The sequence below is a fragment of the Sphingobacterium pedocola genome (genome assembly GCF_015209965.1).
Classification (GTDB): Bacteria; Bacteroidota; Bacteroidia; order Sphingobacteriales; family Sphingobacteriaceae; genus Sphingobacterium; species Sphingobacterium pedocola.
Window position 1 is genome coordinate 123030 of sequence record NZ_MU158693.1, and the last position, 21680, is coordinate 144709.

Annotated in this window: 22 protein-coding genes and 1 riboswitch; of the genes, 17 read left to right on the forward strand and 5 right to left on the reverse strand. The window is 41.1% G+C overall.

Annotated features, from left to right (window positions below):
* Positions 1-5 precede the first annotated feature (5 nt).
* On the reverse strand, positions 6-1481 hold the full coding sequence (locus C4F40_RS20115; protein WP_196941222.1) for a hybrid sensor histidine kinase/response regulator: 1476 nt from the start codon (positions 1479-1481) through the stop codon (positions 6-8).
* Between the two features lie 303 nt (positions 1482-1784).
* Between C4F40_RS20115 and C4F40_RS20120 the strand changes: the two genes are divergently transcribed.
* From C4F40_RS20120 to C4F40_RS20140, 5 genes are all read left to right on the forward strand, one after another.
* The gene (locus tag C4F40_RS20120; RefSeq protein ID WP_196941223.1) at positions 1785-2213 is read left to right on the forward strand and encodes a nuclear transport factor 2 family protein; all 429 of its coding nucleotides are present in this window, start codon (positions 1785-1787) and stop codon (positions 2211-2213) included.
* Between the two features lie 110 nt (positions 2214-2323).
* On the forward strand, positions 2324-3235 hold the full coding sequence (locus C4F40_RS20125; protein ID WP_196941224.1) for an SDR family oxidoreductase: 912 nt from the start codon (positions 2324-2326) through the stop codon (positions 3233-3235).
* 31 nt (positions 3236-3266) lie between these two features.
* Positions 3267-3443, forward strand: coding sequence for a DUF6496 domain-containing protein (locus C4F40_RS20130; protein WP_196941225.1), 177 nt, complete (start codon positions 3267-3269; stop codon positions 3441-3443).
* A 390-nt stretch (positions 3444-3833) separates the two neighbouring features.
* On the forward strand, positions 3834-4190 hold the full coding sequence (locus C4F40_RS20135; RefSeq protein WP_196941226.1) for a hypothetical protein: 357 nt from the start codon (positions 3834-3836) through the stop codon (positions 4188-4190).
* 113 nt (positions 4191-4303) lie between these two features.
* On the forward strand, positions 4304-5275 hold the full coding sequence (locus C4F40_RS20140; protein WP_196941227.1) for an AraC family transcriptional regulator: 972 nt from the start codon (positions 4304-4306) through the stop codon (positions 5273-5275).
* Positions 5276-5746: 471 nt separating this feature from the next.
* Here the strand turns inward: C4F40_RS20140 and C4F40_RS20145 are convergent, their stop codons facing one another.
* On the reverse strand, positions 5747-6016 hold the full coding sequence (locus C4F40_RS20145; protein ID WP_196941228.1) for a hypothetical protein: 270 nt from the start codon (positions 6014-6016) through the stop codon (positions 5747-5749).
* 15 nt (positions 6017-6031) lie between these two features.
* Here C4F40_RS20145 and C4F40_RS20150 point away from each other — a divergent pair, with 15 nt between their 5' ends.
* The 8 genes from C4F40_RS20150 to C4F40_RS20185 all read left to right on the forward strand — a co-directional run bounded on the left by C4F40_RS20150 (position 6032) and on the right by C4F40_RS20185 (position 14138).
* A complete protein-coding gene (locus C4F40_RS20150; RefSeq protein ID WP_196941229.1) occupies positions 6032-6649 on the forward strand; it encodes a fibronectin type III domain-containing protein in 618 nt (205 codons plus the stop codon).
* 260 nt (positions 6650-6909) lie between these two features.
* The gene (locus tag C4F40_RS20155) at positions 6910-7605 is read left to right on the forward strand and encodes a hypothetical protein (protein ID WP_196941230.1); all 696 of its coding nucleotides are present in this window, start codon (positions 6910-6912) and stop codon (positions 7603-7605) included.
* Positions 7606-8025: 420 nt separating this feature from the next.
* Positions 8026-8478 carry a KTSC domain-containing protein gene (locus C4F40_RS20160; protein WP_196941231.1) on the forward strand — a complete coding sequence of 151 codons (453 nt, stop codon included), beginning with the start codon at positions 8026-8028 and terminating at the stop codon, positions 8476-8478.
* Positions 8479-8515: 37 nt separating this feature from the next.
* A riboswitch (TPP riboswitch) is annotated at positions 8516-8608 on the forward strand.
* A gap of 45 nt (positions 8609-8653) precedes the next feature.
* The gene (gene thiM / locus C4F40_RS20165) at positions 8654-9460 is read left to right on the forward strand and encodes a hydroxyethylthiazole kinase (protein ID WP_196941232.1); all 807 of its coding nucleotides are present in this window, start codon (positions 8654-8656) and stop codon (positions 9458-9460) included.
* Complete coding sequence (gene thiE / locus C4F40_RS20170; protein WP_196941233.1) at positions 9447-10079, forward strand: thiamine phosphate synthase; 633 nt, start codon at positions 9447-9449, stop codon at positions 10077-10079. The genes thiM and thiE overlap by 14 nt, the downstream gene beginning before the upstream one ends.
* A gap of 5 nt (positions 10080-10084) precedes the next feature.
* Positions 10085-10939, forward strand: coding sequence for a bifunctional hydroxymethylpyrimidine kinase/phosphomethylpyrimidine kinase (gene thiD / locus C4F40_RS20175; RefSeq protein ID WP_196941234.1), 855 nt, complete (start codon positions 10085-10087; stop codon positions 10937-10939).
* A gap of 47 nt (positions 10940-10986) precedes the next feature.
* Positions 10987-11640 carry a thiaminase II gene (gene tenA, locus C4F40_RS20180; RefSeq protein WP_196941235.1) on the forward strand — a complete coding sequence of 218 codons (654 nt, stop codon included), beginning with the start codon at positions 10987-10989 and terminating at the stop codon, positions 11638-11640.
* Positions 11641-12107: 467 nt separating this feature from the next.
* Positions 12108-14138 (forward strand): M3 family metallopeptidase, encoded by a 2031-nt coding sequence (locus C4F40_RS20185; RefSeq protein ID WP_196941236.1) that lies wholly within the window; start codon positions 12108-12110, stop codon positions 14136-14138.
* A gap of 546 nt (positions 14139-14684) precedes the next feature.
* On the opposite strand, the gene C4F40_RS20190 is transcribed toward C4F40_RS20185, so the two are convergent.
* Together C4F40_RS20190 and C4F40_RS20195 are read right to left on the reverse strand one after the other, a co-directional pair.
* The gene (locus C4F40_RS20190; protein ID WP_196941237.1) at positions 14685-17216 is read right to left on the reverse strand and encodes an ABC transporter permease; all 2532 of its coding nucleotides are present in this window, start codon (positions 17214-17216) and stop codon (positions 14685-14687) included.
* Entirely contained in the window at positions 17213-17881 is a 669-nt protein-coding gene (locus C4F40_RS20195; RefSeq protein WP_196941238.1) for an ABC transporter ATP-binding protein, read from the reverse strand. The genes C4F40_RS20190 and C4F40_RS20195 overlap by 4 nt, the downstream gene beginning before the upstream one ends.
* 38 nt (positions 17882-17919) lie before the next feature.
* Here C4F40_RS20195 and C4F40_RS20200 point away from each other — a divergent pair, with 38 nt between their 5' ends.
* The gene (locus C4F40_RS20200; RefSeq protein WP_196941239.1) at positions 17920-18618 is read left to right on the forward strand and encodes an arylesterase; all 699 of its coding nucleotides are present in this window, start codon (positions 17920-17922) and stop codon (positions 18616-18618) included.
* Positions 18619-18809: 191 nt separating this feature from the next.
* Here C4F40_RS20200 and C4F40_RS20205 read toward each other — a convergent pair whose 3' ends face one another.
* Entirely contained in the window at positions 18810-18995 is a 186-nt protein-coding gene (locus C4F40_RS20205; protein WP_136822092.1) for a CsbD family protein, read from the reverse strand.
* 442 nt (positions 18996-19437) lie between these two features.
* On the opposite strand from C4F40_RS20205, the gene C4F40_RS20210 reads away from it, so the two are divergent.
* The 3 genes from C4F40_RS20210 to C4F40_RS20220 all read left to right on the forward strand — a co-directional run bounded on the left by C4F40_RS20210 (position 19438) and on the right by C4F40_RS20220 (position 21638).
* On the forward strand, positions 19438-19788 hold the full coding sequence (locus tag C4F40_RS20210) for a hypothetical protein (RefSeq protein WP_196941240.1): 351 nt from the start codon (positions 19438-19440) through the stop codon (positions 19786-19788).
* A 224-nt stretch (positions 19789-20012) separates the two neighbouring features.
* The gene (locus C4F40_RS20215) at positions 20013-21080 is read left to right on the forward strand and encodes a DNA topoisomerase IB (RefSeq protein WP_196941241.1); all 1068 of its coding nucleotides are present in this window, start codon (positions 20013-20015) and stop codon (positions 21078-21080) included.
* A gap of 93 nt (positions 21081-21173) precedes the next feature.
* Positions 21174-21638 (forward strand): ferritin-like domain-containing protein, encoded by a 465-nt coding sequence (locus C4F40_RS20220; RefSeq protein WP_196941242.1) that lies wholly within the window; start codon positions 21174-21176, stop codon positions 21636-21638.
* Positions 21639-21680: the final 42 nt, after the last annotated feature.

Sequence of the window (21680 nt, forward strand, 5' to 3'; positions counted from 1 at the left end):
AATGTCTAGTTTAGTTTAAAAGGTATAGTAAAATAAAATGTCGATCCTTGTCCCGGCTGACTGTGTATACCATAAGTTCCGGAATGCTGCCTAATTATTTCAGCACAAATATAAAGCCCTATTCCCAATCCCTGAAATCGGAGTGAAGATTCTTCTACACGATAAAATTTATCGAATATATCTTTTTGTTTGTGCTCAGGAATACCGATTCCAGCATCGATAACACTTACCCGTACTCGAGAATCTTCCCTTTCTGTTTTTATAATTACGCGGTTGGAATTCGGGGAATATTTGATGGCGTTTGTAAGATAATTGATAAGAACCTGTTCGATCCTTATTTCATCTCCATTAATGGGCTGGTCTATTGTATCACCTTCTCTTTCAATTGTTATATTACTTTTCTCATGTGTATGATAAATGGTATCCATTACGCTAGCAAGAAGATGCTCGAAATTGAACGGCTTTTTGTTCATCTGCATCTTACCATTATCTATTTTGGAAATATCAAGCAAATCAGCAATGAAACTGTTTAATTTAGATAACTGAGTCTGTACCCTGCTAATATACATGTTTGTTGTGCTGTCCTGTTTAATATCTACCGTTCGTTCCAGCAACTGTATATAAGCCTTTATACTGGTAAGCGGTGTTTTTAATTCGTGGCTTGCTATACTCAGAAATTCATCTTTCTTTTTTTCGATCTGTTTTTGGTCATCAATATCCGTAAACGTGCCTACCCATTTTACAACAGTATTTTTTTCTTTTATAGGGATAATTCGTAGCAAATGAAACCTAAAAATATCGGAACCTATTTCTTTAAGTCTGATTTCGAGATCGAGAGAACTATCTGTAAGAATGGAGGCTGTCCATTCATCCATTATGTCTTTGTCTTCTGGATGTGTCTTTGGAAAAGCATTTGATGATACAGCGTACTTAAACCATTTTTTATTAACAAATTCGATTTGCCTTTCCGCATTTGCAGTAAAGGCTATCTGCGGAAGAGACTCCAATGTAGAATGCAAATGATCTACTCTTTCTTTTAATTCTGCCTGTGCTTTTTTTCGGGTTTCTATTTCGGATCGTAATGCCTGCTGCGTTTCATTCAGTGCCAAGGTCTGTTCGTATAACCGATAAAACGTTTTCACCTTTAACATTAAAATATCGGAATCCACCGGCTTCGTGACATAGTCTATACCTCCAGAAGCATAACCTCTAGTAATAAATTTCTTATCGGTATTCACAGCCGAAAGAAAGATAATAGGTATATCTTTTGTTTTGTTAAATCCGGACAACGTTTCTGCCACTTCAAATCCATCGATTCCGGGCATTTGAACATCTAATATGATTAATGCATAATTATTTCTTAATACCTTTTTTAAAGCCTCTTCGCCCGATAGTGCGGTATCTACCAAAAAATCTTTGGACTCTAATAATTTTTTTAAAGAATAAATATTCTCCGGTCTATCATCAACAATTAGAATCATACCTGTTTTTCATCTGTATAAATTATTTCGTGAACTCACCTTTCCTCGAGAGGTGGTAAGCTAATTCATCCAATCCTTATGGGACAGTAACCTTGGATTTGAAGTTCTAAAAATAGCTATTTATTATTTGATAATACAAATTACACCATCAAAATCAATTTTCTTAGAAGTCTCCTGCAAAATGTTCACCGATCAAACGCATTCTTTCACCGAATTACCCCGTGCGCTCGTCTATTTCCTATCCGCTCGTAAGATGACCTATCCTACTTTTGAACTAAATATCATAACAATTAAAACACTATCATGAAAAGAATCATCTTCTCCATCACCACCGCACTTATATTAATAAGTCCATTCAGTTCTTCCGCTGTCGAAAAAGCGAATCCATTGAAAAACATGAACACCACTGCCATTGTTGCCGTTTATCTGAATGCTACAGCGCTGGGCAATCCGGAATTTAGCGAACAGCTATTTGCAAGGGATTTCGAATATTATGTTGCAGGCCTCAATGTATTTAAGTTTAACAGAAAACAGTACTTAAAGTTTCTTAAGCAGAATACCGGACTGCAGTTTAATTGTAAAACCACATCTGAAATCTTGGCTGAAAACGGAGACTCCTGCACAGCAAAAACGACAATGCAGTTTGAAAACTTTACGCGTGTGGATTACATCACCCTTTGCCGAAAAAAAGACAGCTGGCAAGTAAGTAAAGTAGTAACAACTTATCCTTAGCGCCTGTTTAAATTTTAGACAGGCTCTCCATATAATTTTACAAAACAATACCTGATTTGCATTGTCATAGTAAGAAACGGAACATGGATTAAACTAAAACAGCATCTATTATGAAAAAGCAAACAGGCCGTACTAAGAATGAGCAACAAAATCCGGAGGAAAAATATCCTCAACCTCCATTTCCTAAACAAAAGCAAGAATTTCCAGGAACTGAATCCGCCATGCGTCCGCAAGCGGACCACGGGCAGAGCAGTTACAAAGGCTCGGGAAAACTAAAGGATAAAACCGCTATCATTACGGGTGGTGATTCGGGAATAGGGAAAGCTGTTGCTATTGCATTCGCAAGAGAAGGCGCCGATGTCGTCATCAGCTACCTGGATGATATGGAAGATGAGGATGCACGCGATACCGCGCATTATGTAGAAGAAGCCGGACGAAGGTGTATATTGATTAAAGGGGATATCACGAGTGAAAAACAGTGCAAAAAAATCGTTTCTACCACAGTAAAAGAGTTTGGAAAGATTGACATCCTCGTAAACAACGCCGCTTTCCAAATGGCGCGTAAGTCTTTAAAGGACATCCCTTCTAGCGAATGGGTACATACTTTTGATGTCAATATTCATAGCATGTTTTATCTATGTAAGGCGGCCGAACCACATATGAAGGCGGGTAGCTCCATTATTAATACCACTTCGGTGAATGCGTATCACCCGTCTGATGATTTACTGCCCTATGCGGCTACGAAAGCGGCTATTCAGAGCTTCACGGCCAATCTTGCTCAAATCCTTTTAAATGAAGGTAAAGGTATACGGGTAAATGCCGTTGCCCCGGGGCCGGTATGGACACCACTGATTCCCGCTACTAAATGGCAGGACATCGATATTTTTGGAGAAAACACACCGGTTGGTAGACCCGGACAACCCGCAGAAATAGCGCCTTCCTATGTTTTCCTTGCATCCGAAGAAAGCAGCTATATCTCGGGAGCAACCCTACCGGCAACGGGCGGACGCATTACAATTTAAGTTTTATCGTAAACACTAAACAAATAAGATTATGGCAAAATATTCAAAAAAAGCTAGCGAAAAGGTAGAAGAAGCGATGCACGAAATGAAGGAAGGAGAGCTTAAAACGGGTACCGGAAAAAAAGTGACATCCAAAAAGCAAGCTGTCGCTATTGGTCTTTCTCAGGCGAAGAAAGAAGGCGCAAAAGTTCCTAAGAAAAAGACCTGACAAGGTCTTTTTTACATTGGTCTCTTGTTCAATAGCTTTCTGCATCGGAACATGCCCGCATGAATGCACATCACCGACGATAAGCCCCTTGACAACAACGTGGCATACGATCTCGGGGAGAGGTCTGTCTGTAGACGATGCCCTAAACCCAAAGCCGTTTCCGAATAAAAATATCTTTTTCCATTCCCCCATAACTTTGTTAGTATCCTTGGAAAGGATAAATTTTACGGCACGTCATCCAGGATGTGCGGATTCAAATTTGTGTTTAATGAAAGATGGTTTAACAAATTGTATTTAGTCGAAAATTTCATTAAGTTTATCCTAACTATGAGACAATTATGATGTAAAGATACCTTCAATACCAAGGAATCTATACAAAATACCTAATTTATGAAAAGACCCATACAATTTGTATTAGAGAATGCAATAGTTAGCCAGCCAAAAAAAAGTCTTGGGTATGTGGGATCGAGCGTTCATAATCTTTTTGGAGGTGTCAGAAGTGTTACCTATTACGGAGGCGCTACCGCCGTGGAGAGTTATAGTGAAGGGTGGGGAGGAATAACTTTAGGTAATTTTGTTATTGGAGAGCGAGATTTACAAGCAGAGCCAGGCAATTCACTGTTTCAGCATGAATATGGGCACTATTTACAAAGTCAAGCTTCTGGTGTATTTTACCTGCCCCGATATGGTGTACCGAGCTTGTTCAGTACAACTCTAGGATCACGGGACATAGAAGCTACTACTTGAAAATTTAACCTATTTTTTGTAGCTTTATTTCTAAATAATAAACCACTCAATTAAAAATTATGAATATGGTTAGGGATTTGTATAAATCGCCCCTAACCCAGCTAACTTAAATTATGCTTTTAAACATCAGTCTACCCCTATTCCTTACCTCCGGTATCTCGGTTAATACATCTTTAGTTTCCAAGGCAAGGTATTTCAACTTTATGCGGGAACAAGATATGCTTTTATCGCATAAAGATGGTTACATTGCGCAGCGAAAAATAGGCCAGCTCTCATTTATCGAAATTAAATGCAACTGTGACATAGATTGGTATTTTACGGTAGCCAACGCCCACCAGACATTTTGGATGGTATTTCAGCTGCTCGGAAACTCTTTTATAGATGATGCGCAAAAACACAGCATCGAACAGCAACAATACCAAGGCTATTTCAACGAAGAAAATACGGTACGGCATCACCTCCGATCGGGAAAGACATGGATGATCCTCATCGGACTGGAAATCAGCGACATGAAACTGCTCTCTACGGAATGGAAAATGCTGTCTGCAGAAAGCGGATCCCAGCTTAGTATACGGCCAGCGCAAAAAATAGCCTTTCGGATATACAAGATCCTGCAGCAGATACAACACATCAAAGATAGCCCCTTTTCACTAAAGTATAAGCTACCGGCCTTAATGGTTCAGCTCATGGACACCTACCACGCCGACATCCTCGAACATGCCCGATCCATGCAACAGGATGATATTCCGCTTCTACACCGCGCTAAGGACTATATCATGAAGCATTATATGGATGCCGATATAGATATTCAAGTAATAGCCGACAAGCTGCTGACCAGTGAACGCACGCTGTATCGCATCTTTAAAGAAAATGGACTGACAGTGAATGCAGCCATACGGACCATACGCATTTACAAAGGCAGGGAGATGCTCCGTAGAACCGACAAGTCCGTAGATATGATAGCCTTCTATCTGCAGTTTTCAACGGCCAGATATTTTATCAAACAATATGTCAACTACTTCGGACACACACCGGCAATGGAAAGAAAACTAAATCAACGTCCCTCCTTGCGGAAGACCAAATGAAGTGCAGATAACAGATACAAAGATTTATAATATCCAACTTTTCCACCCGACAATGCAGTTTCGTCAACAAACTATTTAGCTTTTCCGATCGGCAATTCAACTTCTCCAGTTGGCCATTCAATTTCACCAATCGGCTAACTAACTTGTCCTTCTGACAATGCAACTTTTCCAACCGACTAGGTAGTTTTGCAAACAGACTCTCCATGTTTTCCAGCCGGCTGCCCAACTTTTCCGATCAACTAACTAACTTGTCCAACCGACAAGGCAGTTTTGTCAATTGGCCCTCCGAGTTTTCCGACCGGAAATTTAACTTTCCCAGCTGGTCATGCAATTTCACCAATCGACTAATCAACTTTTCCAACCGACAAGTCGGCTTTATCAACAGACTCTCCAAGTTTTCCGACCGGAAATTTAACTTTTCCAGCTGGTCATTCAACTTTTCCAATCGACAATGCAATTTTTCCGAGTGGTTTACTTCGGTGAAAATTTAGCGCTATGAAGTTCGAAAATCGGCCTAAATAGTGCATACACAAACTTTTTTAACCAAAATAACCGCTCCGACCCTCCAAAAAAGGGGTAAAATTCCGCCAAAAAGTTTTTCGGACTTTGCGAATTTTGGCGGAATTTTACCCCCTCCATGTCATAGCTCTTGTCGTATGTTTGTATCGTTGCTAGCACAAACAAAACGAGCGTGCCCACTTTCCGGACGGTAGGCGAGCTCACAACGTGATTTATTAACATTTTTAAAAAAAAGACATGAGTAAATTAAAATTACCAGGAAAGAAACAGACCGATGTTCAATTGATGCAGACTGCAGAACAGATCTACTCCAAAATGACAGCAGAGTCGACACTGTTTGCAGCGCCAGTACCAGCGCTCGCTACACTAGAAGCAGCATTGACCGCCTTCCGTAACTCCGCGACCGAAGCGGCTTACCGTGATACAAGGGCGATCATGATACGCAAGCAGAAACGGCAAGAACTGGACTATGTGCTTAAAGAACTGAGCAAGTACGTCGATACGGTGGCAAATGGCGACGGCACGGTAGTACTGGCGGCCGGATTCAGCCTACAGAAATCAAATGAATCCTATAGTGGACTGGTCCCAAAAGCCCAGCGCCCTTTAGCTGAACCAGGGCAGATCGGTAGCGGACGTGTACTGATCAAAACGACCTCGTGGACCGGGGCACGTATGTATGAGTTTCAATACCGCATCAAAGGAAGTACGGATGCGTGGACTTCGCAACTGAGTTCGAAAAGCAGCTGTGTACTCGAAGGGTTGGAAACGTTTAAGGAATATGAATTCCGTGTCACGTATATAGGGATTAATCCGACAGCAAACTACAGCGATAGCACAAGCAGCTACGTGCTTTAAAGAGATTGCTTGATACCCGCGGTAAGACATGCACACACCTGTCTTTCCCTGTGGTAAAAATTTTCTTGGACACAATAGAACTTCCCGTTCAGGGAGGTATTTAAACAAGCCTCAGCAAGGCCGCATAATATATGCAAAATGAATATACTTGAATATAACAGCGTCATTTCCTACCTTGACATGGAAAATAGGAAAGAACAGGTCCATACAAAATGGGAAATGACGTCTGTTTCTTTTTGCTATAAATAAAAACACTAAAAATGAAAGAAATCGTCAAAGAACATCCGTTGAGACCCATCATATTACGTGTTGACCTGCAAAAGCCCTTATTAGATTTTGAGAAAAAAGGGCTTGAAGCACATTACCTGATGCACGACCAGACCTGGGATATGCTGCAACAGTTGAAAGCACATTATCAGGCGTTGGAACAATTAGACTTTGAAATTGCGGAGCTCGACTACCTCTTGCTGCCAATTGAACAAGATCTGGATATACTCGAAGTATTCCTCAAAATTAAAGATCCTTCGGTATTGCCGTTCGACGACAAAGATGATAATGCTGAAATAAACATCGACCTGGGGGAATTTTATAAAGGCGTCGCTTATCATAATCAGCGTTTGCAAGATATGCACGAAGATCTCGAAAGCGAATATGACTGGTTCATAAAACACTTTGATATGATCTATGAAAAAGAGAGCTGGATAGACGAGCAGCTGTGGGACGACATCCATCAGGTATACCGAAATTACCTTGACGCTCAAGTTGATATTGTTACGTTGGACCGGGATCAGGAAGAATTCAAGGGAACATTGTCGGAAGTTCACGATTACCAGGATAGGTATAGGGAATACGGGGAAAGCATATTTGCCGCATATAACGAACTGCATAAGCGATCTGAAGAAACCTACCGTCGCACCGAAGTCGTCAATCAAGGTTTGAATAAATTACCGCTTTAAACAATGAAGGCCTTTTTTATCACGAGCACTGTTGTACTTGTGCTCGCGTTGGAGATGGGGCATATAAGATTGCCACACCTTCGTTCCTCAGGTTCGCAATGACGGTACTAGTTCCTACCTGAACGTCACTGCGAGGAGGTACGACGGCAGTCTACTAAGAAGCATTCCCTACCATCCCACCAATCGAAGGGATCTAGACCACGAAGTGCTCTGCAGAGCAAAAAAACCTACTGATCCAAAAGTAGTTTACAGATCCAAAGTTGCATCAGGCCCTCGAACCTCCAACACACCCCTGATGCCTGCTTCGCAGTCACTGTGTTCAGACAAAATGAACGTTATTTCCCGCACTTTAGACGACAAATCGAAGGTTTATCACAATGGGTTGAAAATTATTAGTTTATAATGCATACCTTTGCGCGCATGAAAAAAATCGCAGACTACAGAAAACTTTTGAATGTAGACAAATCAGCAGATCTTCAAACCTTAAAATCGACGTACCGGACGATCATGAAAGAATGCCATCCGGATAAATTTGTAAATGATGAGGAAGGGAAGCAAAACGCGGAGGTAAAGAGCAAAGAAATGATCGAAGCTTATCATTTTTTAGTCAGCATCTGTCCGGAAACCCGGGAACAACAATTGCCTATATACACGAATACGCTGGCGAATTCAAGTATTTATGATTTTGAATGGAAGTCTCAGGTATTGGTCATTACCTTTCAAGACGGCAGTCAATACGAATATTTCGGTGTGTCAAAAAATGAATATGTTAAATTTGTAAATGCGGATTCTCCTGGTCGCTTTGCCAGAAGACATATTTTCCATACGTATCCGTATAGAAATGTTTTAAAAACCACCGCTCCCGTACAATAAATACCTCCTTGTCAATTCCATTTTAATTGATATCTTTGATTGGCTTTAGGGGTATTCCGAAAGGAATTGAGATAGACCCTTTGAACCTGATTCGGTTAATACCGGCGTAGGAAAAAGCAACCTTTCAAAGAAATCCCCTCTTTAGCCATTAATTATTTACAAAAAGATGTAATTAATGGAAAATCAAATCATTAAACAGTTAAAGGAATTACGCGAAAAAACTCCCCTTGTCCACAACATAACGAATTTTGTGGTGATGAACAATACGGCAAATACGCTGCTTGCCGTAGGAGCTTCTCCGGTAATGGTACACAGTGTAGACGAGGTCCAGGATGTCGTAGCATTGAGCAATGCCCTTGTAATAAATATAGGAACGCTGGACCGCAAGTGGGCAAAAGCAATGGCGAAAGCCGCTAAAAGGGCGAATAAGCTTAACCTTCCCTGGATTCTAGATCCGGTTGGAGCCGGTATTTCTCCCCTTCGCAATGAAATTCTTCGCGAATTGTTACTCCTTAAACCTACCGTAATTCGAGGCAACGCATCTGAAATCATAGCATTACATAATAGTAATTTATCTACCAATAAAGGCGTGGATAGTACACAATCGAGTAACGATGCACTCGAAGCTGCAAAAGCATTGAACCAACAATACGGCTGCGTGATCTGTGTTTCAGGAAGGATCGATTATATCCTGTCGGACACGAGAATAGCGGAGGTACACAATGGTGATCCGATGATGACTAAGGTAACGGGTTTGGGTTGTACCTCTACAGCCCTGATCGGTGCTTTTCTCGGACTTAATCGCAATCCTTTTGAAGAGGCGGTTGCCGGTGTAGCGATAATGAGCTTATGCGGTGAACTCGCAGCTCAAGGAGCCAATGGCCCTGGCTCGCTGCAGCTTGCCCTCTATGATACACTCTACCAGTTATCGGATGAACAGATTTCAAAGCACGTGAAACTAACATGCTATGCCAATACATGATGCTTTTCCCTATCCACTGTATCTGGTCATATCCGAAAGGGATTGCACTAAAAAACATTGGCTCACCGTAGCTGAAGAAGCTATTTTAGGTGGTGTGGACATCATACAGCTGAGGGAAAAAGATTGCAGCAGGCACGAGTTGCTGCAGAAAGCCAGGGAGCTCAAAAGACTTACCGATCGCTACCAGATACCTTTGATCATTAATGATGCGGTAGATATTGCCATTGAAATACAGGCATGGGGGGTACACGTGGGAAGAAGCGATATGCCACCTTCAGAAATTATAAGCACCTACGGGCAGCATCTTTCAGTCGGCTGGTCTATAGAACTTATGTCGCAGATGAGGAGTGAGGAGTTACAACATGTACAGCATCTCGGCATTAGCCCCATATTTAGTACAGCTACCAAGAAAGACACGATCTCCACATGGGGAATAACCGGTATACGGGAATTACGGAATTTATCTCCTAAACCATTTATTGCAATTGGTGGAATGCAACTAGCAAATGCAAAAAAAGCTTTTGACGCGGGAGCAAATAGTATCGCTGTTGTGTCGGCAATTTGTGCCAGCGGCGATCCCAGAAAAGCTAGTCATGAACTTAAAGAGTTATTGAAATGAGACCAATGATGAAACTAAAAACAATTAGCGTGCTCAGTATTGCCGGCTTTGACGGTAGTGGTGGGGCCGGAATACAAGCGGATACAAAAACCATTTCGGCATTAGGATGTTATGCCACAAACGTATTAACCGCCCTGCCGGTACAAAATACGCAAGGCGTACGCAATATTTTCGAAATTAGCCCGAAAGCCATCGAAGAACAACTGAGCGCTATCTTTGACGACATCTATCCAGATGCGATCAAAATCGGAATGGTACACAACACAACGCTGGTTAATATCATTGCAGACTTTCTAAAAGATTATACCGGAAAAATTGTATTCGACCCTGTTATGGTTTCCACCAGTGGCCATCGATTGATTGACGAAGACACGATAACGGCATGTATAGAAAGACTATTCCCATTAGTGGATATTATTACGCCAAATCTGGATGAAGTAGCGGTATTGGCTGGCGATAAGATAAAAACCGTTGAGCAGATGGAAGTAGCAGGCAGATCTTTGTTAAATATGGGCTGCCAATCGGTATTGGTAAAAGGGGGGCATCTCGACAGCGACATATTAACATCTCTTTTGGTGCTACAAAATGAGCCTATCCTTTCCTTCCATACACCCAAAATCGCCACCTCGAACACCCATGGTTCTGGATGCACGCTATCTTCTGCTATCGCAACATTCCTAGCTCAGAAATACACGTTAAAAGAGGCTGTTGGAAAAGCACTGAATTTTGTACACGAGGCTATTTTTCATAGCAAAGACCTGATTATAGGCCAAGGTAATGGCCCCCTTAATCACCTTTTTGCACCACAGAAACTTATTACATATGAAATATCCGCGGGCACAAAGCCCGGCAACGGATAAAATACAAGGAATATTCCTTATGACCTTTAAAACATAATTAAATACATATGAAATGGACTAATCTCGCTTGGGACAACATCACACCATTATATCAGAATATTTTGGACATGCCCTTTATTCGGGAATTACAACAAGGAACGTTACCGTTAGAAAAATTTCAGTTTTACATGCTTCAAGATGCTAGATACCTCGAGCACTTTGGCCGTGTTTTAGCATTTCTGGGCTCCAAGTGCCAGGACAATGCACAAGCTTTAGATTTTTTTGACTTTGGAAAGAACGCATTGATCGTCGAAAAGGCACTGCATGAGTCGTATTTCCAAGATTTTGGCCTGACGGTGCAGCAGCATATCCCTATCGAACCGGTATGCCATCATTACATACATTTTCTCAAAAGTACGGCGGCATTCGACAGCTTAGAAGTCGCTATGGCTGCTGTATTGCCCTGCTTTTGGATATACAAAGAAGTGGGCGACCATATCTACAGCAAACAGATGGTAGTCGGAAACCCATACAAAAAATGGATCGATACGTATAGTGGAGATGATTTTGGAGAAAGTGTCCGGAAGGCGATCGACTACGTGGATATAATGGCTGAACAGACTACAGCGAAAGTCCGGGAGCAAATGCTTGACGCATTTGTGACCGCCAGTCGTCTTGAGTTTCAGTTTTGGAATGCCGCATATGATGTAACAAAGTGGTGATCTCAACAGGCACAAGTCTAGCCTATCCTACACACTAAGACTTGCGTCAAGTAGGTACCGTCATCGCGAACCGGAGGAACGATGGTGCGGCGATCTATATTTAAAGACTGCCACGTCGTACCTCCTCGCAGTGACGTATAAGTGGTAACACCGTCGTCATCGCGAACCGGAGGAACGATGGTGCGGCGATCTATATTTAAAGACTGCCACGTCGTACCTCCTCGCAGTGACGTATAAGTGGTAACACCGTCGTCATCGCGAACCGGAGGAACGATGGTGTGGCGATCTATATTTAAAGACTGCCACGTCGTACCTCCTCGCAGTGACGTTCAGGCAGGAACTGGTATCATCACAATTAGCGCAAGTGTTAAGCGTAGCATCACTTGTGCTTGATAACAACAAACACAAGTTTAGCCGATCTCTTGATAAGATATCTATTAATGTAAAAATATTGTATTTTTACCCTCATGAGCATACTGAATGATAAATTTAAAACGGCATATGATACAGCGCCGTTCTCACAAATAGAAACTAAAGATTATATTCCTGCTTTTGAAAAAGCCATACAAGAAACACGAGCAGAAATAAATGCCCTAGTTGACAATTCTGACACACCAACTTTCGAAAACACAATCGAAGCAATGGCCTATTCCGGAATGCCACTCGATCGCCTATCAAATATCTTTTTCAATCTGCATGCTGCAGAAACGAACGACGAAATGGATCAAATTGCACAGGAGATCGCTCCGAAATTATCTGAACTGGCGAATGATATCACGTTGAATTTCGAACTATTCAACCGCATCAAAGCGGTGTATGAAACCAAAGATAGTATTCATCTAAATCAGGAACAGCATACCCTATTGGAAAAATCATATCGGGATTTCGTGAGAAACGGAGCGCTGTTGGATGAGGAAAAAAAAGAGAAGCTGCGCAAGATAGATGCCGAACTTTCTGTATTAAAATTGAAGTTTGGGGAAAATGTTTTGGCGGAGACAAATGCTTATCAACTACACATTACAGAGGAAACCGATCTCTCCGGACTTCCTGAGGGGACTATCGAGGCGGCAAAAGGTATAGCGGAGTCACAAAACAAAGAAGGTTGGATATTCACATTGGATTACCCGAGCTACATTCCTTTTGTAACGTATGCCGACAACCGTGAGCTGCGCAAAGAAATCACCCTAGCTGCAGGAAGAAAAGCATTTCAAGATAACGAATACAACAATGAAGAAAATATACTACGGATCGTTAATCTCCGCTTTCAACGCGCACAACTTCTAGGCTATCGTACACATGCAGATTTTGTACTGGAAGAACGTATGGCACAACATCCGGAGAAAGTAAATGAATTTCTATCCGACCTGCTCATAAAAGCAAAACCAGCTGCTGAAAAAGAATTTCAAGAACTGGCTGGTTTTGCAAAAAAAAGAGACGGATTGGATCAGTTGGAAAAATGGGATTCTGCTTACTATGCTGAAAAACTAAAGCAAGAAAAATTTAGCTTGGATGACGAAAAGTTAAAACCTTATTTTAAATTGGAAAATGTATTAAATGGTGCTTTTGAAGTAGCTAAAAAATTGTTTGGTTTACACTTCAAAGAGGTTAATACCATTGAAAAATACCACCCAGAAGTGCAAACGTTTGAAGTACATCATGAAAACAACGAATTCGTAGCCGTATTTTACGCAGATTTCTTCCCTAGAAAAGGGAAAAGGAATGGGGCGTGGATGACTTCTTTTAAACCTCAATACCTATTAAATAATCAACAAGAACGTCCGCATATCTCTATTGTCTGCAATTTCACCAAACCTACGGCAACCAAACCGTCCTTATTAACATTTAATGAAGTCACTACCTTATTTCATGAATTTGGTCATGCATTGCACGGTATGTTGGCTAATACCACCTATCCCACGTTATCTGGTACTTCTGTGTATTGGGATTTTGTAGAATTACCAAGCCAAATTATGGAAAATTGGTGCTACGAAAAACAAGCCCTGGAATTATTTGCTAAGCATTACGAAACCGGGGAATCCATTCCAATGGATTTGGTGGAAAAAATTAAAGAATCTGCTTCATTCTTGGAAGGTATGGCTACCCTACGTCAATTGAGTTTCGGTTTGTTGGATCTGGGATGGCATGGGCAAGATCCGTCCGAAATAAAAAATGTAAAGTCTTTTGAAAATGATAGATTCGGTTCTACTCAATTATTTCCGGACGTAAAAGAAAATGCAATGACCCCTTCTTTCTCTCATATCTTTGATGGGGGCTATTCCTCTGGTTATTACAGCTACAAATGGGCAGAAGTATTGGATGCCGATGCATTTGACTATTTTAAACAAAACGGAATTTTCAACCGCGAGATTGCTCAGAAGTTCAGCGACAATATACTATCACGTGGCGGGACGGAACATCCGATGGTTCTTTACAAACGCTTTCGAGGTCAAGAGCCGCAAGTAGATGCTTTGCTAAAAAGGGCTGGATTAATAAAATAAAACGTTTAGATTTTGAGGTAAGTGTGAAGTTAAAGGAACCTATAACTTAATCAATTTCTTTTGTCGCTTGGCCCGCGACGGGAGCCTTCTTTTTACCTCAAAAAGAAGCAAAAACTCGTCGCTGTACCCATTTGCCACTGTGGGTAGTGCCTCCTCCTGCTATTGGCAAATGGCTAAGGCGACATCTTGAGTAATTGTAAGGATAGTGCTTTATTCTTAGATATTATTTATACTTCAGCTAGATTTAAAAAGGCGACCTAGGTCGATGTAGCGTTAAGAAAGCTTTTGGATTTGCGTTAAGAACAGATCCCCCAAGTGAAACGGCTTGGAGCTGTTTAGTAAATCCAAAAGCTTTTAGCGTAACATTGACCAAGTCTTGACTCTTTGCTTCTTTCTCGTCAAGGAGAAAGAAGAAGCCTTGTCGTGGCAACGACGGAAAGGCAATGCGGTGGGCAAAAAAGATGATTAAAATAATCCTTCCTTTTTAACACCCAATCCGTTCCTTCAAAATAAACTATCATTTAATAGGGCGAACATGTCTTAAAATTACTCCTTCCGTAATACTTCCAGTGGAGAACGGTTCAAGACGGATAAGCTATTGAGCGTACCAATACCGACGGTAAGTACCGACACGAACAAAATTAATAACAGTATAACGCCGATCCCCGGTACAAAAGCGCTTTGAAAAACAAAAACAGCCAGAAGATTACTGGCCAACAAGGCTACCATAAGACCGGCAACCGAAGAGAATACACCCAAAAATAAATACTCACATACCGTTATGATCACAATTTGTTTGCGGCTGGCTCCCAATGTACGCAATAGCACATTTTCCCGGATACGCTGATACTTGCTTATCATCACAGCAGAAATTAAGACGACGACTCCGGTAAGGATGCTAAAGGTTCCCATAAATTGTATGATAAAACCGATCTTTCCCAAAAGCTCGTCCAAAATCTCTAGAACAGCATTCATATCAATCACAGAAACATTCGGAAATTGATTCACGACCAGCTGTTGAAATGCTGCGGATTCGCTTTCCCCTTCAACCCGTGTCATCAGCACATGAAACTGTGGTGCATCGTCTATACTTCCTTTTGCCAGTACCATCCTGAAGTTGGTCTGAAAGCGATTCCAGTCTACTTCGCGCAAGCTGCTTACAATTGCCGGGATCATAACTCCTTGCACATTCAACAACAAACGATCTCCTATTTGTATACCGATCTGATCCGCATAGCGCTTCTCCAGCGAAACTTGCGCAGTGTCTCCTGACTTAACCTGGCCATGCCAGATACCGGATGTAATTTCCTCCGCATCACTCAAGGAATCACGATAGGTTGCACGGATTTCATTCCTAAACACACGTGATGATATACGGGAGGAGGAGTCTGACGCAATGTCCGCGAGATTGTCTCCATTTACGGCGGCAACTTGTAACGTTACGACGGGAACTTCTTCTAGGACAGGTAGACCTTCAGCTATTATCCGTTGTTTTATAGCCTCCTTTTGAGCAGACTGTATATCGAAAAGAATCATGTTTGCCTGCTTTTCCGAGGAGGACCTTTGGACGCGTTGCAGTAAGATATCCTGTACAAAAAATAAGGTAGCTATCAATGCGGTACCTAATCCAATCGACACAATCAATACCACAGTTTGATTATGAGGCCTGTATAGGTTAGACAGTCCTTGTCGCCAAAGATAAGGCCAACCACTTGGAAAATAACGTCGAACAAGTATGATCAACCCCTGCGATACGGCATACAAAAAGAGAAAAGTAAGACTTATTCCCAATGTGAAGAACAGGGTTTGCATCCAATCATCCAGCTGTAACCTAGCAAATAAAACAATGAACACAAGAATAACCCCATAAATCCACCATTTCAGCGGATCTGTCTTGACGGTGTCTGACTCGTTACCCACCCGCAGCGTATTTAAAGGGGAAATATGCCGGATCGCCATGAGCGGTACCAAAGCAAATAAAACAGCAATAATTATCCCTAAGCTTACACCTTGAGCAATAGCATACCAGGATACCTGATTATCTAACACGATCGGTAAAAATTCCTGCATCACTAAAGGCAATATATACTGCACCGACGTACCCAATAAGGCGCCCACTATACCACCTATAAACCCCATCACCGCCAATTGAATGAGAAAAATAAAAAAAGCCTGTCTGGGCGTTGTCCCCATACAGCGTAGTATGGCTACAGTGACCAATTTTTCGCGCATATAGATGTGTACCGCACTCGAGATACCTATACACCCCAAAAGCAACGCAATAAAACCTATCAACTCCATAAATTGGGTCACATCCGAAAACGATCTACCTGTATCTTCTTTTGTAGACGAGACGGTCGAATGCCTTAATTGCAGATCACTGAAACGGTCGTCCATTTTTTTAACGAACTGATCGACATCAAAATCTGAACTAAATTTGAAGTAATAATAGTAATCGATGCGACTCCCCATCTGTCGCAGACCGGAGCCTTCTAAATACTTAAGTGGAACAAAAACAGTAGGTGCCATGGCACCCGAAATAGTAGTCTGCCCGGGTGCTCCCACTAGCCTTCCCCCGATGACAAAACTATTCAAACCAAGCTGAATCGAATCTTGTAACTGAGCATCAAATTGCAGCATCAGGGAATGATCGACCAGTGCGGAGCGAGTTAGACCAAAATCTTCAGATCCTCCGCTCGGATTAGTCTTCAATTGGCCATAAAACGGAAAAGCGCCAGACAATGATCTCACCTGAACCAAACGGGAACCTTCAGCTTTAGGGAAACGAATCATGGACATAAAGCGTTCTTCTCGTGCATAGCCTTCACTTATCCGTTGAAGGGAATCGATGAATATCAATGCCTCTTCAGAGGGCTTTCGCCTGCTTTCCAATTCGAGATCTGCTCCAATGAGTTGAGCAGCCTGATCATCTATATTACGGGATAAATTTTCATTAAAAGAATTCATCGCGACTAATGCAGCAATTCCCAGTACAATTGATGAGACGAAAAGAAAAAGTCTTGATCGATTTTTTCGACTATCTCGCCATGCCATTAAAACAATCCATCTCCAGTTCATACAATTGTTCCCCCTTTGATCGGTATAATTCGCTGTGTTTTAGCCGCTAATTCCATATCATGTGTCACGATGACCAACGTAGTGCCCAACTCTTCATTAAGTTGAAAAAGCAGGTTCTCCACGAGCAACCCTGTTTCGGCATCGAGATTGCCCGTAGGTTCATCTGCAAAAAGAATCTTTGGACTATTGGCAAAAGCCCTAGCCAGTGAAACGCGCTGCTGCTCTCCCCCAGAAAGCTGTGAGGGATAGTGGTCAATTCTGGCAGAGAGTCCTACTTTATCCAAAAGATCCATTGCCTTGTTCTTCATATTCTTCATTCCGCGTAGTTCCATGGGCACAAGGACATTTTCGAGCGCCGTAAGCGTGGGCAAAAGTTGAAAATTCTGAAATACAAATCCCACGTGCGCATTGCGTACCTGTGCTAACTGATCTTCGTTAAGTTCGTTTAATGAAATACCGTTTAAGATTATAGTTCCTTCGCTGCAATGGTCTAAACCAGCACACAGACCTAACAGGGTTGTTTTTCCACTACCGGAAGGCCCTACAATGGAAACTGTGGCGCCTTCTTCGATATCAAAACTAATATCACGTAGTACAGAAAGATTGGCCGTGCCAATACGATAATTTTTGGAGACCTGATTTAATTGGAGAATATTTGACGACATGAATACGTAAAGTAAATGGTTTTGACTAATTTAGTCTTATGATATCGATTATTAGAAGTTGTACATTTTTATTTTTTATAACATCGTTGTTCTCTTGCAATAATACCGGAAATACGGAAGCCCGAGATCGCAACCATGAATTAAATAAAAATAGTGAAGAAATCGCTGAAAAAAGAATATCCCGAAAGCTTATTCTTTTTTTCGGAAATAGCCTGACAGCGGGATATGGTCTAGATGGTCAGGAAGACGCTTTTCCTGCTCTTATCCAAGCAAAGATAGATTCACTAGCACTACCCTATGACTGTATCAATGCCGGTCTCAGTGGCGAAACAAGTGCGGGGGGAAAAGAACGTATTGATTGGCTTCTGAAACAGCCCATTGATATTTTCGTTTTGGAACTCGGTGCAAATGATGGCCTTCGTGGAATCGCGAACAGTACAACTTATGAAAACCTAAGCAGCATCGTCGAAAAAGTAAAAAAAGCTAATCCCGACTGCAAATTGATACTTGCTGGTATGATGGTCCCGCCAAGTATGGGTAACGCTTATTTTGATAATTTTAAGAATATTTACCCCCGATTAGCTGATGAATATGACATGGCATTAGTTCCTTTTCTTTTGGATAAAGTCGCAGGAATAGAAAATCTGAATCAAACTGACGGCGTACATCCCACAGATGAAGGCCAAAAAATAGTCGCCGAAAATGTATGGTCGGTCTTAAAACCGTTATTGGATTAACATCGCACATCACCTAAATTACTTGCAGAAGCTATTACTCGTCTACAGGTCTAATCCTTATAAAAGAGAAAGCGCAGTTTTTATACTGTGCTTTCTCTTTTATTCACACGATTCATCTCTTTAATCGTGTCCATGTATTTTTACAATTTTATTATAGATACCAAATAATAAAAACGGAGCGACCCATTGCCCTATAAATCATTCAGCCAACTTTCGACTTCTTCTTTAGACTTACCTGTCTTGGTCTGAAGTCTGCCTAATAACTCATCTTCCTTACCCTCTACATATAACAGATCATCGTCTGTCATATCAGCGTAGGACTGTTTTACTTTTCCTTTTAGTTCGTTCCAACGACCTTTCCATGTTAATTCGCTCATAATAATACTCCTTTCTATTTTATTTAATGACAACTGTTTTATTGATTGTATTTACAACACGTCAATCCAGATGTAGTTGTGAAAAATCCGACAACGCGTACAAATCGTGAAGAGACGCGTATATACCGGGGTAAGCCGTAAAAAAGACTCACATATTAAAGTATACGTTTGGTACACATGTTATAACACATCGAAAAATTAAAGATCACGAACTGAAAATAACCTGCTTAACAATTGAGATAAGAAATAAAATACTTTTTATAAACAATTCGCTTCCTTCGACAGTTGTTTTATGCATAGACATTAATTAAAACAAAGTTATTCTACACCTGCGTTAGAATATAGAGGGTAGCATGATTTTATTTTTTTTTAAAAACGCCGTGAAAGGTAAGAATTATGCATAGGAAATGAACAAAAACAACATCAAATAAAAACTAAGAACATGGAGAACAAACGCCATACACGCCAGCAGACCTTGCTTGTACTAAACATATTACAGCAAGAGCAACTAGATCCTTCGGATCAGGAGATTAAAAACCCAAATGAAAAGACACCTCCCGAAACAAATCCAGAGGTACCCAATGAGTTGGAAAAAATTGAGACGGGTGATAATACCCCTCCAAATCTTCCTGAAGAAGAAATAGAAGAGCCGGATCCAGAAGCTCCGGAAATTGAAGAACCCGTAAGAGAACAAGAAATTGAGGATAAAGAAGCTGACGATATCGTCGAAGCGGATAAACAGGGTATACATCCTGATACCGATCCGGGGGGAAATGATGATGAACTTTTTTAAATTAAAAACAACTGCCCGCTGAGCCTGGGATTTCGCTTTTAACTTTTTTGTCCGTTTCTCGTCATCGAGAAGGAGGTACGACGACGAAGCAATCTCATTATTGGCCTTAGACTGCTTCGTCGTACCTCCTCGCAGTGACGAATATTTTTAAAAGCGAAGTCCCTGCTCGCTGAGCGAAGCCGAACAGTATCGATGTATAATACAATCATCATCAAATAGATAACATGCATCTACAACACAAGCAAGATTCAGCACTCAAACTCAAATATGTTCGTGCGGATGCGGAAGGCTATCGTCGGCTGAGAAACAAAAATGGTTTTTTCTACGTAGATTCTGAAGGAAAAAAAATTAAGGATACTGAGATTCTGTCGTATATCGAGAGCCTGGTACTTCCCCCAGCTTGGGAAGACGTATGGATAAGCATGGAACAAAATGGTCATCTATTGGCAACGGGTATTGACGCTTTAGGCAGAAAACAATACCGTTACCATACCAAGTGGATGCAAATAAGAAATCTCAAAAAGTTTGAAAAACTATATGATTTTGGATCTGCTTTACCTAAGTTAAAGCGACGGCTTAAAAAGGATCTCAGAAAACGTACGTTCATTAAGGATAAAATCACGGCCACAGCGATACTCGTCATGTCTGAAACTTATCTCCGTGCGGGAAACACGCTCTATGAACAAAAATACGGTTCCTATGGATTGACCACATTAAAAAATAAGCATGTTAACATCGTGGGTTCCAAAGCATTTTTTAAATTTACAGGGAAGAAAAGCGTACAACAAAATATCGTATTGACGAATTCGGGTCTTGTACGTGTACTCAAGAAGATTAAAGAATTACCCGGACAAAAACTATTTCAGTATTACGATTCGGAAGGTTGCATCCAACAACTTGATTCGGGTAATGTGAATCAATATATCCAAACTTACATGAACGGGGATTTCAGTTGCAAGGATTTTAGAACCTGGGCTGGTTGCTGTATGGCCTTACTATGTATGATCGATACAGAAACAGGAAAAATAAAAGATCCAACACACAAAAACCTGGTAGGTATAATTGACGAGGTAGCCAATAAGTTAGGTAATACACGTAATATAACCCGCAATTATTACATTCACCCACAGTTACAACAGGATTTTCTCGATAATAAATTAAACAAACACATCAATAGACTAATTAACCGCATAAAAAAAGGAAAACAACCAACAGAGAGCGCTGAGCAGATTTTCATGAGCTATCTAAAAGAAAATGGCACTGTGAATTACCAAAAAAGTGCCCGCCCGTAGAAGTACTCAAGTCTGTGGCTTTAAATACTTATTTTTCAACAATGTGGAAACATAAATGATGGAGAACTTGTCTTTATAGCAAACACAAATATTATGGAAAATAGAACAGAAAAAACCACAGAGGTATTGAATGATTTAATTGAAATCAATAATGATCGAATAGAAGGATACGCTAAAGCAATCGAGTTGTTAGATCCTGCAGGAGACATCGATTTGAATTCTTTATTCGAAAAGTATAGACAACAATCCCAACAATTTAAATCCGAATTGACACCGTTGGTGTTCAAGGAAGGAGAAACTCCCGAGGAGGGAACCCGCGTAACAGGAAAACTATTCAGGACTTGGATGGATATAAAAAATACATTAGCTGGCAACGATCGAAAAAGTATCCTGGAATCCTGCGAACGAGGAGAAGATGCTTTTAAAAGAGTATACGAAAATGCCTGGACGGATGCGGATGGTCTGGATGCGGAGGTGCTTTCCATCATTCGGAGTCAGGCAGAACTGCAACTTGCGGCTCACGACGAAATAAAAGCGCTTCGAGATGAGGCTAGATAAAAGTAGTAATTAAAAATGTCTAGAATAAACTAGACATTTTTA